The following is a 14,240-nucleotide window of genomic DNA, read 5'->3' as shown; positions in this document are numbered from 1 at the left end:
AAGTGTGCTCAGGCGGATGCCAGGAATTGTGTGTTCATCTGAGTTTCGGGTGCCGGGACACCGGCGGCCGCCCGTACCTGGTCGTAGCGGTGCAGCAGCAGCCGCGCCATCGCCGGATGCGCGCCGAGCGGGGCGGCGGCGATCCACGGCGCGGCCCCGGACGCGGCCGAGGCGAAGCGCCCGGGGGCGGTGAAGTACGAGGCGACGGCGACCCGTCGGCGGCCCCGGGCGGCCAGCGCGCGCAAGGCGGCCGGGACGGTGGGCGTCGCGGCGGAGGCGTACGCGGGAACGACCGGCACCCCGCCGAGCCGTTCGCTGAGCAGGTGCGCGGTGCGGCGGGTGTCGGCGGCCGATTCGGGATCGCGCGAACCGGCGGCGGCCAGGACCACCGCGCTGCTGCGGCTCCCGTCGTCCTCGGGCCGCCACCCGGCCTCGGCGAGCCGTCCGTGCAGCGCCTCGACCAGCAACGGGTGCGGCCCGAGCGGCGCGGCGATCAGGGCGCGCAGGGCCGGGGCACCGGCGACGGCTTCCGGGATGTCCTGCTTTACGTGGTACCCGCGGCCCAGCAGCAGCGGCACCAGGACCGCCTCGCCGTCGCCCAGCGCGTGCAGGGTCGCCGGCAGGAGGGGTGCGTTCAGCTCGATGTGCCCGAGCCGGACGTCGAGCCCCGGCCGCAGCTCCCGCACCCGGTCGAGCAGCCGCGTCACGGTGTGCAGCGCCCTCGGGTCCCGGCTGCCGTGCGCGACGGCGACGAGGGCGGGAGCGGGGGCGGCGGTGGCGGGGACCGATGCGCGGGCTCGGCCCGGTGCGGGCCGGTGCCGGGTGCGGTGCATGGGGCGTCGGGTTCCGTTCAGGGAGACCAGGCCGAGCTGGCTGTCGAGCTGCGCGGTGATACGGCTCAGCAGTTGCGCCGTGCTGTCGAGGGGCAGGGATTCCTGCGGGCGTTCCGGTGCCGGCTCCGTCATGGACCGATGGTGCCGGGCGCACGTTGCCGCGTCGTTGCGGGCCGGTCACAGGTGTTTTCCGGCGCCTCACGGCACGGCCCGGGGTGCTGTCGGACGGGATCGGCCGAGGGCGCGGCACCGGCCTGGGCTTCGGCCTCGGCTTCGGCTTCGGCCTGGGCCTGGGCTTCGGCGAGGAGGCGTTCGATGACTTAGGCGACGCCGTCGTCCTCGTTGCTGACCGTGTGCACCGGTACGGCGGCCAGCACGGCCGGGTGCGCGTTGGCCATGGCGTAGCCGGTGCCGGCCCAGTCGAGGACGGTCAGGTCGTTGGGCATGTCCCCGAAGGCGATGACCTCGGCCGCTTCGATGCCCCGCCCCGCGCACAGCAGCGCCAGGGTGCCTGCCTTGGTGACGCCCGGCGCACTGATCTCCAGCAGCCCGCGCCCGCCCGAGTGCGTGAGCTGTACCTCGTCGCCCGCGCCCGGCAGGGCCGCCGCCAGCAGCGTGTCCGCGTCGAGCCGGTCCGACCAGGCGAGCAGCTTGGTGACCGGGGCCTCGGTCAGCCACAGGTCGGCGAGGGACGGTACGGGGAGTTCGGCGCCCTCCTCCTCGGAGAACCGCATCCGGTAGGCCGGTTCGTACAGCACTTGGTTGCCGGTCTCCAGGGCGAAGCCCAGCTCGGGCACCGCGGCGGCCAGTGCGGTGGCCACCCGCCGGGCGGTGATCAGGGGCAGCGGGCGGGAGGAGACGACGGTGCGCGTGGCGATGTCGTACACGAGGGCGCCGTTGCTGCAGACCGCCGTGCCGACGAGTCCGGTGGCGGCCGCGAGCCGGTCGACGAACCTGGGCGGGCGGGCGGTGACTATGACGATCTCCGCACCGGCGCCCTCGGCCGCGCGCAGGGCGCGCAGCGTACGGGCCGAGAGCGTGCCGTCGTTGCGCAGCAGGGTGCCGTCGAGATCTGACGCGATGAGCCGTGGGAGCAGCATCGGCCGATGCTACCGACGGCCCGGCGCGGAGAACCCTTCGGGCCGTTCTGTCGTCAAGTCACAGGGGACGGTTTTGCGGGACGGGCCAGGCACAGCACAGGACAGACAGGAACGGGGGCGCTCCCATGCGGCTGGGACGACGACGAAACGCAGAGGCGGACGGCCGGGGCCGGGCCCTGCCCGGGAGGGCGGCCGCCCGGCTGCGGCCCCGGCTGCCGCGGACCCCGCAGGGGCGGCGCCGGGCGGTGCAGGGGGTGATGGTCGCCTGCGTACTGGGCCTGGCGCCCGCCACCTGGATGCACTCGGTCGCGGACGCCCGGGTCAGGACGGCGGCGGACGCGCCCGCACGGCAGGTCGCCGTGGTGTTCGGGGCGGGGCTGTGGGACGGGAAGCCGTCCCCGTACCTCGCGAACCGGCTGCGGACCGCCGCCGGTCTTTACCGGGACAAGAAGGTGAAGGTCGTCCTGGTGACCGGTGACAACAGCCGGGAGGAGTACGACGAGCCGGACGCGATGCGCACGTTCCTGGTCCGGCACGGGGTCCCGGACAGCAGGATCGTCAGCGACTTCGCCGGCTTCGACACCTGGGACTCCTGCGTCCGGGCCAAGAAGATCTTCGGGGTGGACCGGGCCCTGCTGGTGACCCAGGGCTTTCATGTCCGGCGGGCGATCGCGCTGTGCCGGGCGGCGGGCATCGACGCGTACGGCGTCGGGGTCGACGCCAAGCACGACGCGACCTGGTACTACGGCGGGACGCGCGAGATCGCCGCGGCGGGGAAGGCGGCCCTGGACGCGCTGTTCAAGCCCGACCCGCACTTCCTGGGCCCCCGGGAGCCGGGAGTGGAGACGGCCCTCGCGGCGGACCCCCGGTGAACCCGCCCGGCCCCGGCCCCCTCAGGAGGCGCCCGAGGTGAACGGCGCCGTCTCCGCCGACACCCAGCCGAGGTAGCCGGCGCTGCCCCGCACCACGGGGATCGCGATGATCTCCGGGGTGTCGTAGTCGTGCGCCTCCTGGAGATGGGCCTCCAGTTCGTCGTAGCGCTCAGCGGTCGTCTTGAGGAGCAGCTGCCACTCCTCGGTGGTCTCGATGGCGTTCTCCCACCGGTAGACCGAGATGACGGGTGCGGAGATCTGCACGCAGGCGGCGAGCCGTGCCTCCACCACGCCCTGCGCCAGCAGCCGGGCCTTCTCCTCACTGTCCGTCGTGGTCAGAACGGTCAGCCATGCGGGCGAAGTCACCTTCGGTCTCCTCGGGTTCGGCGGCGGTCCTGCCCCCAATTGTCGGGTACGGGGCCGTACGGCGCCCGGTCAGCTGCCGTACGGCCGAACCTCTTTCGCGTCCCGCAGTGCCCGGCCCCACCAGACCAGCTGGTCGAGCTGGGACTTCACGGCGGCATCGGCATCGGCCGGGTCGCGGTGGTTGCCCTCGTCGTCGAACAGCGCGCCGGCGTTGTGGAAGGAGACGGAGTCGCGGATCGAGACGGCGTGCAGTTCGGCGAAGACCTGCCGCAGGTGTTCGACCGCGCGCAGGCCGCCGGAGACACCGCCGTAGGAGACGAAGGCGACGGGCTTTGCCTGCCACTCGGCGCGGTGCCAGTCGATGAGGTTCTTGAGCGGGGCCGGGTAGGAGTGGTTGTACTCGGGGGTGACGACCACGAAGGCGTCGGCGGAGGCCAACCGGCCCGCGACATCGGCCAGTCGGTCCCGCACCCCGGGTTCGGGGCGGTACGAGTGCACGGTCGGGAGGTCGGCCTCGGCGACATCGACCAGGTCGGTCACGACATCCGGGTGCTCGTCGGCGTGGGAGAGGAACCAGCGGGCGACGACGGGTGCGAAGCGGCCCTCGCGGTTGCTGGCGAGAATGACCGCGACCTTCAGCGGGGCGTCGGCGGTGTCCGTGGTGGCGGCTGTGGTTTCAGCGTGGGTGAGGTCCATGGGACGAGGCTCACGCCTCAACCGTGGTTGAGGTCAAGTGCCGGTCCGCCACCCGCTCCATCCGGCGTGTCGGCATACGGTGGAAGGCATGACGACTCCAGCAGCCGCACCGGTCCCGTACGCCGAGTTCGACGGACATCCGGCCACCGAGGACGATCTGCGGACGGCCGCCTTCTTCAACTACGGCCATTTCACCGCCATGCAGGTCAGGCAGGGCCGGGTCCGCGGACTCGGGCTGCACATGGACCGGCTCGACAGCGCGAACCGGGCACTCTTCGAACTGCCCCTGGACGGCGACTCGGTGCGCGAGCTGATCCGGCACGCGCTGCGGGGCGCGGGGGTCGCGGACGGCTCGGTGCGGGTGCACGGGTTCCTGCCGCCGGGCGCCACCGCGACGACCGTCATGGTCACGGTGCGCGGACCGGTGACGATGTCCGCCGAACCGAGGACCATGATGTCGGTGCCGTACGCCCGCGCCGTGCCGCACCTCAAGCGCCCAGGCGAGTTCGGCCAGACGTACTACGGGAATCTCGCCTCGCGCGCGGGCTTCGACGATGCGGTGCTGACCCTGCCGGACGGCTCGGTGACCGAGGGGGCGGTCACCAACATCGGCTTCTGGGACGGCGAATCGGTCGTCTGGCCGCAGGCTCCCGCGCTGCTCGGTACGACCATGGCGCTGCTGGAGCAGGAGTTCCCCGCCGCGGGTGTCCGGTCTCGGCGGAGTCCGGTGACGCTCGACGGGCTGGGGGCCTTCAGTTCGGCGTTCGTCACCAACTCGCAGGGCATCGCGCCGGTCCGGCGGATCGACGGCACCGAGTTCGTGGTGGACGAGGAGCTGATGGGCCGGCTGGAGGCGGCCTACGCGAGTGCGCCCTGGGACAGCGTCTGAGACACCCGGTGCCCACGGGTCGGGGCGGGGCGGGCCGCAGAGAGGGGACCATGGGGCACATGGAGAACTCCACCGAAGGCCCCCAGTCGCGCATGCAGATCCATATCGAGGGCTCCCGCCTGCCCGGCCGCGCCTGCGGGCCGGGCGGCGACTTCGACGGCTACGAGAACATCCACGTGGGCGTCCAGCGCAAGGACCGGCCCGGCGAACTCCTGGGACTGCTTCCGGGCGACGCCCCGTCCGCCTCCTGGACCCTGGACTGCACGGCCGCCGTCACCGGCCCCGGCGCCGGGCCCGGCCCCGGCGACCCTGTGGGCGCGGTGGAGATCAGCGGGCCGTACGTGCAGAACAGGCTCGGCGGGCGGTTCGTCTACCTGTCGTGGGGCACGGTCGACGATGACGGCCTCTTCTCGATGTTCCGGCGGGCCAAGCTGATGTTCTCCGACATCGGGGAGGACACCCTCCGCGCAGCCGTACGCTCCGGGCACCTCACCGCGCGGCTGCCGCTCTCCGACGCCAAGGGCCAGCCGCTCTGCGCCCGGGTCCGGCCGCCCGTCGTCGAGTGGTCCGCCGCCGGTCCGGAACAGGCACACCGGACGCCGAGAGCCTGAAGCGACAGGCGAGACGAGCGGGACGCCGGACAAGGAGCCGCCCCCATCGGGCCCAGGGGGGGGCGGGTCCGATGAGGGCGACGGCCGGGGGCGACGAGGGGACGCCGTCCCGTGGGGGGTGTGATGCGTGTTCCCCTCGGCCACAAGGTCATGCATGTGATGTGCACCACATTCACTTCGGGGGTCATCACCCGATCGGCACCGGACGCCGAAGAGGGCCGCACCTCCCCCGCCATCACCGCGCTGACCTGCACGCATGACCTATGGCAAGGAGGCTGCGCCGGTCCGGACGGGTGACAGCTGACTCGGTGTCAGCAGGCGTGCGCGGTCGCCCGGCCGTTAGCTCGGAGCCAGGACACACCCGCCAGCGCCCCTTGCTCGGAGGAACCCCCCATGCGCAGTCCTGCTCGCCTCGTGACCGGCACGGCCGCCGCGGCCCTCGCCGCCGCCGCGCTCGGCCTCTGCGCCGCCGCCCCGTCGGCGTACGCGGACGAACCGGTTCCGCTGGAGATCACCCCGGCGAGCGCGGCCCCGGGCACCACGGTCACCGTGAACACCGATGCCTGCGGGAGCGACACCGCGGCGACGGGCGACGCGAGCTCCCTGGAGGCCTCGCGCTTCGCGCTGGCACCGGCCACCCTCAAGGAGGTCCTGGCCGGTTCGTTCCGGGTGCCGGGCAACGTCGAGCCCGGCCCGTACGACATCGACGTGGCCTGCGAGAACGGCAAGGAGGCCAGCGGCGAGATCGAGGTGAAGGCCGCCGGCACCACGGGCGAGGACAGCGCCGCAGCCTCCCGTACGGCCCCGGCCCCGGACGGCTCCGACGACAGCTCTCCCGCGGACGCCGGCGACTCCTCGGCGTACGACTCCGCCACGTACGACTCCACAGGGCTCGACGAGGCCGAGGCGGCCGGTTCCGCCCTCGTGCCGGACGCGCCCACGACTCCGGGCCGGAGCGACTCCAGCGAGCGCCCGAACCCGTCCGGCCACGAGAGCTCGGGCACGCACGACGGCTCAGCGAGCCAGGACAGCTCCGCCGGGCGCGACAGCCGCGAGAGCTCGTCGGACCACGAGACCCCCTCCGGCCACCGCTCCTCGGCCGAACCCACCGCCCCCACGGGGCACGTCAAGACCGGTATCGGCGGCAGCGTCGGGCCGGACACCACCCAGATCGCGGCGGGCGCCGGCGTTCTCGCCGCGACCGCCGTCGGCGGAGCCTGGCTCCTGCGTCGCCGGGCGAGCGGCACGCAGGACGACAGCTGACGGAGGTTCCACCTCTCCGTACCGCCTGGTTTCCGTCCCGGTGGCCCTGCGCCACCGGGACGGGACCGCATCCACCTTCGTTCACCCCGGAGGACGACCGTGTCCCAGAAGGCCAAGGGCTGGCTGCTCGTCGTCGCGGCGCTGGCCGGTGTCTGGCTGATCCGCAACGGCGCCGGCACCCGGCTGACCCCGCCCGGCCCGGCCGCCGCCCAGGCCTTCGCCGCCGGACCGGAACTGCTGCCGGGATCGCCGGTCGCCCAGCCGCTGCGCCCGTCGGCCCCCGTCCGCATCCGGATCCCCGCCATCAGGGTGGACGCCCCGATGATGCGGCTCGGGCTCGGCCCGGACGGCAGCCTCGACGTGCCGCCGGCCGGGAACACCGACATCGTCGGCTGGTACAAGGACGGCACCCCGCCCGGCGCCAAGGGCAGCGCGATCGTCGCCGGTCATGTCGACAACGCCCAGGGCCCGTCCGTCTTCTACGACCTCGGCTCACTGAAGAAGGGCAGCACCGTCGAGGTGGACCGGCAGGACGGGCGCACCGCCGTCTTCGCGCTGGACGCCATCGAGGTCTACGACAGCAAGGACTTCCCCGACAAGCGGGTGTACGGGGCCTCGCCACACGCCTCGCTGCGGCTGATCACCTGCGGCGGCGGATTCTCCGCGTCGACGGGTTACGAGGGCAACGTGGTGGCGTACGCGCACCTCACCTCGGTGCGCTGACCCCGGACGGCGCCGCGGGCCCGGCCGGGGCGTTCACGCGTTCCACTGGTCGAAGGCGAGCTTCGCGACCAGCGAGAACACCACGACCAGCAGCACCCCCCGGACGAACTCGCTGCCCCTGCTCAGCGCCATCCGCGCCCCGATCAGACCGCCCGCCAGGTTGAACACCGCCATCAGGCCGGCCAGCTGCCACATCACGTTGCCCTGGTAGGCGAACATCGCCAGTGCGCCGCCGTTGGTGCAGACGTTGACGATCTTCGCGGTGGCGGAGGCCGTCACCAGATCCAGGTGGAGCACCGCGGTCAGCGCCAGCACCAGGAAGGTGCCGGTGCCCGGTCCGAACAGCCCGTCGTACAGGCCGATGCCGCCGCCCACCAGCACGATCGCGGTGACGGTACGGGCCCGGGTGACCTGCGGAGCCGTACCGTCCTCGGGCGCCCTGCCGAACCGGGGCCGCAGCATCACGAACGCCGCGACGGCCAGCAGCACCACCATGATCACCGGCCGGAGCACCTCACTGCTGATCCCGGCGGCGAAGAAGGCACCGGTCATCGATCCGGCCAGGGCCGCGAGACCGATCCGCAACGCCGTGCCGACCTTCACCGGCGCCTTGCGGGCGTAGGCGACCGCGGCGCCCGACGTACCGACGATGGCGACCGCCTTGTTGGTGCCGAGGATGTGCGCGGCGGGGAGGTTCGGCAGTCCCAGCAGCAGCGCGGGCAGCAGAAGCAGACCGCCGCCGCCGACCACCGCGTCGATCCAGCCGGCCGCGCCCGCGGCGAGGCACAGCACGACCAGGGTGGTCAGGGTTATGTCAGGCATGATCGCGACACTAGGGAAACGGCACGTGTCGCGTCCAACCGTCCGGCCCGTACGGCGAAAAGTTGAGCGAACCCAGAGCTTGCGGCACCCCTCCCTCTCGCTTCTCCCCGCGCCCCCGCTCCCCTCACAGGCCGCTCCCGCCGGCGCTGAGCGCAAGGTTCCCCCCGGGAAACAGCGGGGAACCGGACGGGTAACACCCACCGGACACGCTTCCGTCATGAGCACACGGGCCGAGCTCTCCCGCTCCGGCCGCTCCACCCGCTCACCAACGACGGAGGCTTCCGAGATGCCGGTGTCCACTCCCCCGACCGCCCGCGCCTCCCGCTCCACGACCGCCGTGCCGACCCTCGTGGTCGTCGGGCACGGGATGGTCGGCCAGCGGTTCCTGGAGGCGCTCGCCGACCGGGGGCTGACCCCCTCGGCCGGTACCGCCAGGGTCGTCGTGCTCTGCGAGGAGCCGCGCGCCGCCTACGACCGGGTCCAGCTGACCTCGTACTTCTCCGGGCGCACCCCGGACGAACTGTCGCTCGTCGAGCCCGGCTTCATGGAACGGCACGGCTTCGAGCTGCGCCTGGGTGACCCGGCGCAGTCCGTGGACCGCAGGGCGCGCACGGTCACCGCGCGCTCCGGCGAGACCTTCGTCTACGACGCGCTGGTGCTGGCCACCGGCTCCTACCCGTTCGTCCCGCCGGTGCCGGGCAAGGACACCGAGGGCTGCTTCGTCTACCGCACCATCGAGGACCTGCTCGCGATCGAGGAGTACGCGAGGACGGCGACGACCGGCGCGGTCGTCGGCGGCGGGCTGCTCGGCCTGGAGGCCGCAGGGGCCCTGAAGGGCCTCGGGCTCGACACGCACGTGGTGGAGTTCGCGCCCCGGCTGATGCCGGTGCAGGTGGACGAGGGCGGGGGTGCGGCGCTGCTGCGGACCATCGAGAACATGGGCCTGACCGTGCACACGGGTGTCGGCACCCAGGAGGTGACGGCGGGCGAGGACGGCTCGGTGAACGGGATGTCCCTCTCCGACGGCTCCGCGCTCGCCACGGATCTGGTGGTCTTCTCGGCCGGGGTGCGGCCCCGCGACCAGCTGGCCCGGGACTGCGGCCTCGCGGTCGGGCAGCGCGGCGGCATCGTCGTGGACGAGGAGTGCCGCACCTCGGACCCCGCGGTGTTCGCGATCGGTGAGTGCGCGCTCGCCACGGACGGCCGGGTGTACGGGCTGGTGGCGCCCGGCTACGAGATGGCGCAGACCGCGGCCGGGGTGATCGCGGGCGAGAAGGCCTCGTTCACCGGTGCCGACATGTCGACGAAGCTGAAACTGCTCGGGGTGGACGTGGCCTCGTTCGGTGACGCGCACGGCACCTCGGACGGCTGCCTCGACGTGGTGTACGCGGACTCCCGTTCCGGCGTCTACAAGAAGCTGGTGATCGGGCAGGACGGCACGCTGCTCGGCGGGGTGCTCATCGGGGACGCCGACCAGTACGGCACCCTGCGGCCGATGACGGGCACCGTCCTGCCGGTCGCCCCCGAGCAGCTGGTGCTGCCGGCCGGTACGGGCGGCCCGGCCGTCCTCGGCCCGTCCGCGCTGCCCGACGACGCGGTGATCTGTTCCTGCCACAACGTCACCAAGGGCGCGGTCTGCGAGCACGCCACGCTGCCCGAGGTGAAGAAGTGCACCAAGGCGGGCACCGGCTGCGGCAGTTGCGTCAGGGTCATCGGCCAGCTGCTGCCGCAGAGCCAGGACAGGGGCCTGTGCGGCTGCTTCCCGTACACCCGCAGCGAGCTGTACGAGATCGTCCGCGCCCTGGAGGTCACCTCGTACGCCGGACTGCTCGACTCGCACGGCCGCGAGGAGGCCCGGGGCGGCGACGGCTGCGAGGTCTGCAAGCCGGCGGTCGGTTCGATCATCGCCTCGCTGGCCCCGACGGTCGGCGCGAGCGGCTATGTCCTGGACGGCGAGCAGGCGGCCCTCCAGGACACCAACGACCACTTCCTCGCCAACCTGCAGCGCAACGGCTCGTACTCGGTCGTGCCGCGGATCCCCGGCGGTGAGATCACCCCGGAGAGGCTGATCGTGATCGGCGAGGTGGCCCGGGACTTCGGCCTCTACACCAAGATCACCGGCGGCCAGCGCATCGACCTGTTCGGCGCCCGCGTCGAACAGCTGCCGCTGATCTGGACCCGGCTGGTCGACGCGGGGTTCGAATCGGGGCACGCGTACGGGAAGTCGCTGCGGACGGTCAAGTCCTGTGTGGGGCAGACCTGGTGCCGCTACGGCGTGCAGGACTCGGTGAAGATGGCCATCGACCTGGAGCTGCGGTACCGGGGCCTGCGCTCCCCGCACAAGCTGAAGTCGGCGGTCTCGGGGTGCGCCCGGGAGTGCGCGGAGGCCCGGGGCAAGGACTTCGGGATCATCGCCACCGCCGGCGGCTGGAACCTGTACGTGGGCGGCAACGGCGGGGCCACCCCGCGCCACGCCGACCTGCTCGCCCAGGACCTGTCCAACGCCGAACTGATCCGCCTCATCGACCGGTTCCTGATGTTCTACATCCGCACCGCGGACCGGCTGGAGCGCACCTCCACCTGGCTGGACCGGATCGAGGGCGGCCTGGACCACGTGCGCGACGTCGTCGTGCACGACTCGCTCGGGCTCTGCGACGAGCTGGAGCGGCTGATGGCCGACCATGTCCGCGGCTACCGCGACGAGTGGGCCGAGACCATCAACGACCCGGAGCGGCTGCGCCGCTTCGTCACCTTCGTCAACGCACCCGACGCACCCGACCCCTCGGTGAGGTTCGTCCCGGAACGCGACCAGGTCAAGCCCGACCTGGACGTCCTCGCCGGACCGGTCCTCGCCATCCGCACTCTCGAAGGGACCGCCTCCTGATGACGACCCGGACGATGAACGCCACACCGGAGACCGCGCGGGACACCCGGGTCATCCGGCTCGCCACCGGGGGCAACTGGCTCGCGGTCTGCGACCGTTCGCTCCTCACACCGGGCCGCGGGGTCGCGGCGCTGCTCCCGGACGGCAGGCAGGTCGCGCTGTTCGTGGACCGGTCCGGACGCACGTACGCGATCGACAACCGCGACCCGTTCACCGGGGCCTACGTCCTCTCGCGCGGCCTGGTCGGATCGGACGGCGGGCAGCCGTTCGTCGCCTCCCCGCTGCTGAAGCAGCGCTTCGACCTGGCGACGGGTGCCTGCCTGGACGACGACGAGGTCTCCGTCCCGGTCTTCGAGGTCCGCGCGGACTGAACGGACCGGGAGCGGTGGGGCCCGGCAGGCGGACCGGCCCCTTCCGGCCATCGGGCCGACCGGTCGTACGCTTGATCCATGACGCAGCGCCGGTACGCGAACGACCTTCCCGACCAGAGCGGCCGTACGGCCGTGGTGACGGGAGCCAACAGCGGCATCGGGCTGATCACCGCACGGGAGCTGGCACGACACGGCGCCCGGGTGCTGCTCGCCTGCCGGGACGAGCGGCGCGGCAAGGAGGCGGCGGCCCGCATCCGCAGCGCGGTGCCGGACGCGGACGTGGAGTTCGCCGAGCTGGATCTGGCCGATCTGTCGTCGGTACGGGAGTTCGCCGCCGCGTACACCCCGGACCGGCTCGATCTGCTGATCAACAACGCCGGGGTGATGGCCCTCCCCTACCGTCGCACCGCCGACGGTTTCGAGACCCAGTTCGGTGTGAACCACCTCGGACACTTCGCCCTCACCGGGCTGCTGCTGCCGAAGCTGCTCGCCACCCCGGGCGCCCGGGTGGTGACCGTGTCCAGCGGTCTCCACGTGCTGTCCAACATCGACATGGGCGATCTCAACAGCGAGCGCAACTACCGCCGCTGGATCGCCTACGGCCGCTCGAAGACAGCCAACCTGCTGTTCGTCCACGAGCTGGCCCGGCGGACCGCGTCCGTCGGCAGCGGGCTGGTCGCCGCCGCCGCGCACCCGGGCTACGCGTCGACCAACCTGCAGACGGCGGGCGTCCGGATGGAGAACCGCAGGGTGGCGGAGCGGGTCATCGAGCTCGGCAACAGGATCGTCGCCCAGCCGGCGGCCACGGGCGCCCTGCCCACCCTGTACGCGGCCACCGCGCCCGGCGTCCGGCCCGACTCGTTCACCGGCCCGAGGCTGCTGGGGTGGCGCGGTGCGCCGGCGCCGTCCTGGCGGGCGGGCTGGACGCTCAACGATGTGGCGAGCGAGCGGCTGTGGGTGGCGTCGGAGCAGCTGACCGGGGTCGCGTTCACGGGCCTCGGGGTCTGATCCGGCCGAGGCCCGCTCCCTCCGGCGGCCGCCCGTCTGCCCCGCGGGCTCAGCCCTGGGCCTCGACGGCGGACGGGTCCATCCACACGACCTCCCAGATGTGGTGGTCGGGGTCCTGGAAGGACCGGCCGTACATGAAGCCGAGGTCCTGGGGCTCGTTGGCGGGAGAGCCGCCGGCGGCGAGCGCCGCGTCGGCCAGCTCGTCCACCTTCTCGCGGCTCTCGGCGCTCAGCGCCAGGAGCACCTCGGTGGTCTTCGAGGAATCCGCGATCTCCTTCTTGGTGAACTCCTTGAAGCGCGGCTCGCTGATCAGCATGGCGAAGATCGTGTCGCTGATGACGAGACAGGCAGTGTTGTCGTCGCTGAACTGCGGGTTGAAGGAGAACCCCAGCTTCCCGAAGAATCCCTTGGTCGTCTCCAGGTCCTTGACCGGCAGGTTGACGAAGATCATCTGAGGCATGGCCGTCTCACTCTCTCGGTGGTGAATTCGGTGCGGAACGCGCTGCACGGATGCGCTGCGTGATCCGGTGGGCGATCCGATGGGCGGTCCGGTGGGCGAACCGCCGCGTGCTCCGTGAACTCGTTACGACAGGTAGACGGCGGGGCCGCCGGAAACTCATCGGTGCCCCGACGACCGACCCGCCCCGGCCATCGCGGCCGCCCGCGCGCTACACGGCGAGCGGCGCCCCGCCCCGCAGCAGCGAGCCGCCCAGCGGGGTCACCGTGTGCAGGACCGAGCTGCCGTGGCGCAGGGTGTGCACCAGACCCGCCTCACGCAGCACGCAGGCGTGCTGGCTCGCCGAGGCCAGGGAGACCCCGGCGCGGCGGGCGAGCTCGCTGGTCGTACAGCCGTCCCCGATGGTCCGCAGGACCGTCGACCGGGTGTGGCCGAGGAGCCGGCCGAGCCAGGGGCCCGGCTCGGCGAAGACCGGGGCACTGGGGTGGCCGACGGGGTAGACGAGCACCGGCGGCAGCAGCGGATCGCGCAGGACGACCGGCGCGCCCCGGCAGAAGAACGACGGCTGGAGGAGCAGCCCCCGGCCGTCCAGACGCAGTTCGCGGTCGACCGGGTAATCGGCCTCCAGTACCGGCGCCCGCCAGCGGATCACCGGCGGGAGCGAGGCGAGCAGCTCCTCCGGACCGCCGTCCAGGAGGGCGCGTCCCCGGACGGCGCGGTCGGCCTCGACGCTCGCCTGGATATGCGGCCAGTACGGCTCGACCGCGGCGCGGTGGTAGCCGCGCAGGGCCCCGATGAGGCGGCCCAGGGGCTCGGAGCGCCCTTCCCGCAGCGCGTCCAGCCGCACCGGCCGTACCGCCCGCCGGGCCGTGGCGGTACGGCCGTCGGCGGGTCCCTCGGAGCCCAGCATCGCCAGTTCGGCCCGCAGCCGCTCGGGAGGGGTGTCGCGCAGGGCCTCCGTTCCGGTGCCGAAATCCAGAGGTTCGGAACCTTCCTGAGAAGGCGTCAGGAAGTCGGGGAAATAGCCGCGCGGTGGAACCACGGCGGACAGCAGGCGTACTTCACCATTCAACCGCGGCCGGGTTTCCGTGCGCCATTTCCCGAACACCGTGGAAGCACGCCGGTCCCTCAGTCGATGAAAACTGAGAATGGTCTCCCACAATGCGTCCGGCCCGGTGGCCATCCGCACCTTGGAAAGGTCCCATCCGGATATATGGATACGCAGCACCGAACCCCCACCCGCTTGCACCTGCAATTGCCCCCACGCAAGGGTATGCGAGTCGTCACGCCACGTCACCACGGGGTTTCGGCCAGAGGTGAAACGTCTCGCCCCGACCTGGTGTCA

General features: G+C 72.6%; 14 protein-coding genes and 1 pseudogene. 8 read left to right on the top strand and 7 right to left on the bottom strand.

The features are described 5' to 3' along the window. Positions 1–8 precede the first annotated feature (8 nt). Positions 9–965 carry a sirohydrochlorin chelatase gene (locus EDD93_RS18015; RefSeq protein ID WP_123526105.1) on the bottom strand — a complete coding sequence of 319 codons (957 nt, stop codon included), beginning with the start codon at positions 963–965 and terminating at the stop codon, positions 9–11. Positions 966–1,156: 191 nt separating this feature from the next. Beyond that, a pseudogene (locus EDD93_RS18010) lies at positions 1,157–1,933 on the bottom strand (Cof-type HAD-IIB family hydrolase); the annotation flags it as partial. 125 nt (positions 1,934–2,058) lie between these two features. On the opposite strand from EDD93_RS18010, the gene EDD93_RS18005 reads away from it, so the two are divergent. Next, positions 2,059–2,805: a vancomycin high temperature exclusion protein gene (locus EDD93_RS18005; RefSeq protein WP_123526103.1), complete on the top strand. Its 747-nt coding sequence runs from the start codon at positions 2,059–2,061 to the stop codon at positions 2,803–2,805. A gap of 21 nt (positions 2,806–2,826) precedes the next feature. Here the strand turns inward: EDD93_RS18005 and cutA are convergent, their stop codons facing one another. Both cutA and EDD93_RS17995 read right to left on the bottom strand, forming a co-directional pair. Further along, the gene (gene cutA / locus EDD93_RS18000; protein ID WP_123526102.1) at positions 2,827–3,171 is read right to left on the bottom strand and encodes a divalent-cation tolerance protein CutA; all 345 of its coding nucleotides are present in this window, start codon (positions 3,169–3,171) and stop codon (positions 2,827–2,829) included. Positions 3,172–3,240: 69 nt separating this feature from the next. Beyond that, entirely contained in the window at positions 3,241–3,867 is a 627-nt protein-coding gene (locus EDD93_RS17995) for an NADPH-dependent FMN reductase (RefSeq protein ID WP_123526101.1), read from the bottom strand. 88 nt (positions 3,868–3,955) lie between these two features. Here EDD93_RS17995 and EDD93_RS17990 point away from each other — a divergent pair, with 88 nt between their 5' ends. From EDD93_RS17990 to EDD93_RS17975, 4 genes are all read left to right on the top strand, one after another. Continuing rightward, entirely contained in the window at positions 3,956–4,756 is an 801-nt protein-coding gene (locus EDD93_RS17990) for an aminotransferase class IV family protein (protein ID WP_123526100.1), read from the top strand. A gap of 92 nt (positions 4,757–4,848) precedes the next feature. Beyond that, positions 4,849–5,367: a DUF5990 family protein gene (locus tag EDD93_RS17985; protein WP_123527844.1), complete on the top strand. Its 519-nt coding sequence runs from the start codon at positions 4,849–4,851 to the stop codon at positions 5,365–5,367. 393 nt (positions 5,368–5,760) lie between these two features. Continuing rightward, positions 5,761–6,630, top strand: a complete 870-nt coding sequence (locus EDD93_RS17980; protein WP_260255957.1) for a hypothetical protein — start codon at positions 5,761–5,763, stop codon at positions 6,628–6,630. 99 nt (positions 6,631–6,729) lie between these two features. Continuing rightward, on the top strand, positions 6,730–7,353 hold the full coding sequence (locus tag EDD93_RS17975) for a class F sortase (RefSeq protein ID WP_123526098.1): 624 nt from the start codon (positions 6,730–6,732) through the stop codon (positions 7,351–7,353). Between the two features lie 33 nt (positions 7,354–7,386). On the opposite strand, the gene EDD93_RS17970 is transcribed toward EDD93_RS17975, so the two are convergent. Continuing rightward, positions 7,387–8,175, bottom strand: coding sequence for a TSUP family transporter (locus EDD93_RS17970; protein ID WP_123526097.1), 789 nt, complete (start codon positions 8,173–8,175; stop codon positions 7,387–7,389). Positions 8,176–8,461: 286 nt separating this feature from the next. On the opposite strand from EDD93_RS17970, the gene nirB reads away from it, so the two are divergent. The 3 genes from nirB to EDD93_RS17955 all read left to right on the top strand — a co-directional run bounded on the left by nirB (position 8,462) and on the right by EDD93_RS17955 (position 12,438). Next, positions 8,462–11,059 (top strand): nitrite reductase large subunit NirB, encoded by a 2,598-nt coding sequence (gene nirB / locus EDD93_RS17965; protein ID WP_123526096.1) that lies wholly within the window; start codon positions 8,462–8,464, stop codon positions 11,057–11,059. Then, the gene (gene nirD, locus EDD93_RS17960; RefSeq protein WP_123526095.1) at positions 11,059–11,430 is read left to right on the top strand and encodes a nitrite reductase small subunit NirD; all 372 of its coding nucleotides are present in this window, start codon (positions 11,059–11,061) and stop codon (positions 11,428–11,430) included. Before nirB ends, nirD begins: the two co-directional genes overlap by 1 nt. Positions 11,431–11,508: 78 nt before the next feature. Continuing rightward, positions 11,509–12,438, top strand: coding sequence for an oxidoreductase (locus EDD93_RS17955; RefSeq protein WP_123526094.1), 930 nt, complete (start codon positions 11,509–11,511; stop codon positions 12,436–12,438). Between the two features lie 49 nt (positions 12,439–12,487). On the opposite strand, the gene EDD93_RS17950 is transcribed toward EDD93_RS17955, so the two are convergent. Together EDD93_RS17950 and EDD93_RS17945 are read right to left on the bottom strand one after the other, a co-directional pair. Continuing rightward, positions 12,488–12,898, bottom strand: coding sequence for a VOC family protein (locus EDD93_RS17950; RefSeq protein WP_123526093.1), 411 nt, complete (start codon positions 12,896–12,898; stop codon positions 12,488–12,490). Positions 12,899–13,106: 208 nt separating this feature from the next. After that, complete coding sequence (locus tag EDD93_RS17945) at positions 13,107–14,123, bottom strand: helix-turn-helix transcriptional regulator (RefSeq protein WP_123526092.1); 1,017 nt, start codon at positions 14,121–14,123, stop codon at positions 13,107–13,109. Positions 14,124–14,240: the final 117 nt, after the last annotated feature.

The sequence above is a fragment of the Streptomyces sp. 840.1 genome (genome assembly GCF_003751445.1).
GTDB lineage: Bacteria > Actinomycetota > Actinomycetes > Streptomycetales > Streptomycetaceae > Streptomyces.
The sequence above is the reverse complement of the archived record's forward strand: the minus strand, read 5'-3'. Positions and strand labels throughout refer to the sequence as shown.

What these genes read in the sequence shown, in the direction of transcription:
- EDD93_RS18015 (WP_123526105.1), bottom strand. Translation starts at nt 965, where the DNA reads ATGACGGAGCCGGCACCGGAACGCCCGCAGGAATCCCTGCCCCTCGAC.
- EDD93_RS18005 (WP_123526103.1), top strand. Translation starts at nt 2,059, where the DNA reads ATGCGGCTGGGACGACGACGAAACGCAGAGGCGGACGGCCGGGGCCGG.
- EDD93_RS17995 (WP_123526101.1), bottom strand. Translation starts at nt 3,867, where the DNA reads ATGGACCTCACCCACGCTGAAACCACAGCCGCCACCACGGACACCGCC.
- EDD93_RS17990 (WP_123526100.1), top strand. Translation starts at nt 3,956, where the DNA reads ATGACGACTCCAGCAGCCGCACCGGTCCCGTACGCCGAGTTCGACGGA.
- EDD93_RS17985 (WP_123527844.1), top strand. Translation starts at nt 4,849, where the DNA reads ATGCAGATCCATATCGAGGGCTCCCGCCTGCCCGGCCGCGCCTGCGGG.
- EDD93_RS17980 (WP_260255957.1), top strand. Translation starts at nt 5,761, where the DNA reads ATGCGCAGTCCTGCTCGCCTCGTGACCGGCACGGCCGCCGCGGCCCTC.
- EDD93_RS17970 (WP_123526097.1), bottom strand. Translation starts at nt 8,175, where the DNA reads ATGCCTGACATAACCCTGACCACCCTGGTCGTGCTGTGCCTCGCCGCG.
- nirB (WP_123526096.1), top strand. Translation starts at nt 8,462, where the DNA reads ATGCCGGTGTCCACTCCCCCGACCGCCCGCGCCTCCCGCTCCACGACC.
- nirD (WP_123526095.1), top strand. Translation starts at nt 11,059, where the DNA reads ATGACGACCCGGACGATGAACGCCACACCGGAGACCGCGCGGGACACC.
- EDD93_RS17955 (WP_123526094.1), top strand. Translation starts at nt 11,509, where the DNA reads ATGACGCAGCGCCGGTACGCGAACGACCTTCCCGACCAGAGCGGCCGT.
- EDD93_RS17950 (WP_123526093.1), bottom strand. Translation starts at nt 12,898, where the DNA reads ATGCCTCAGATGATCTTCGTCAACCTGCCGGTCAAGGACCTGGAGACG.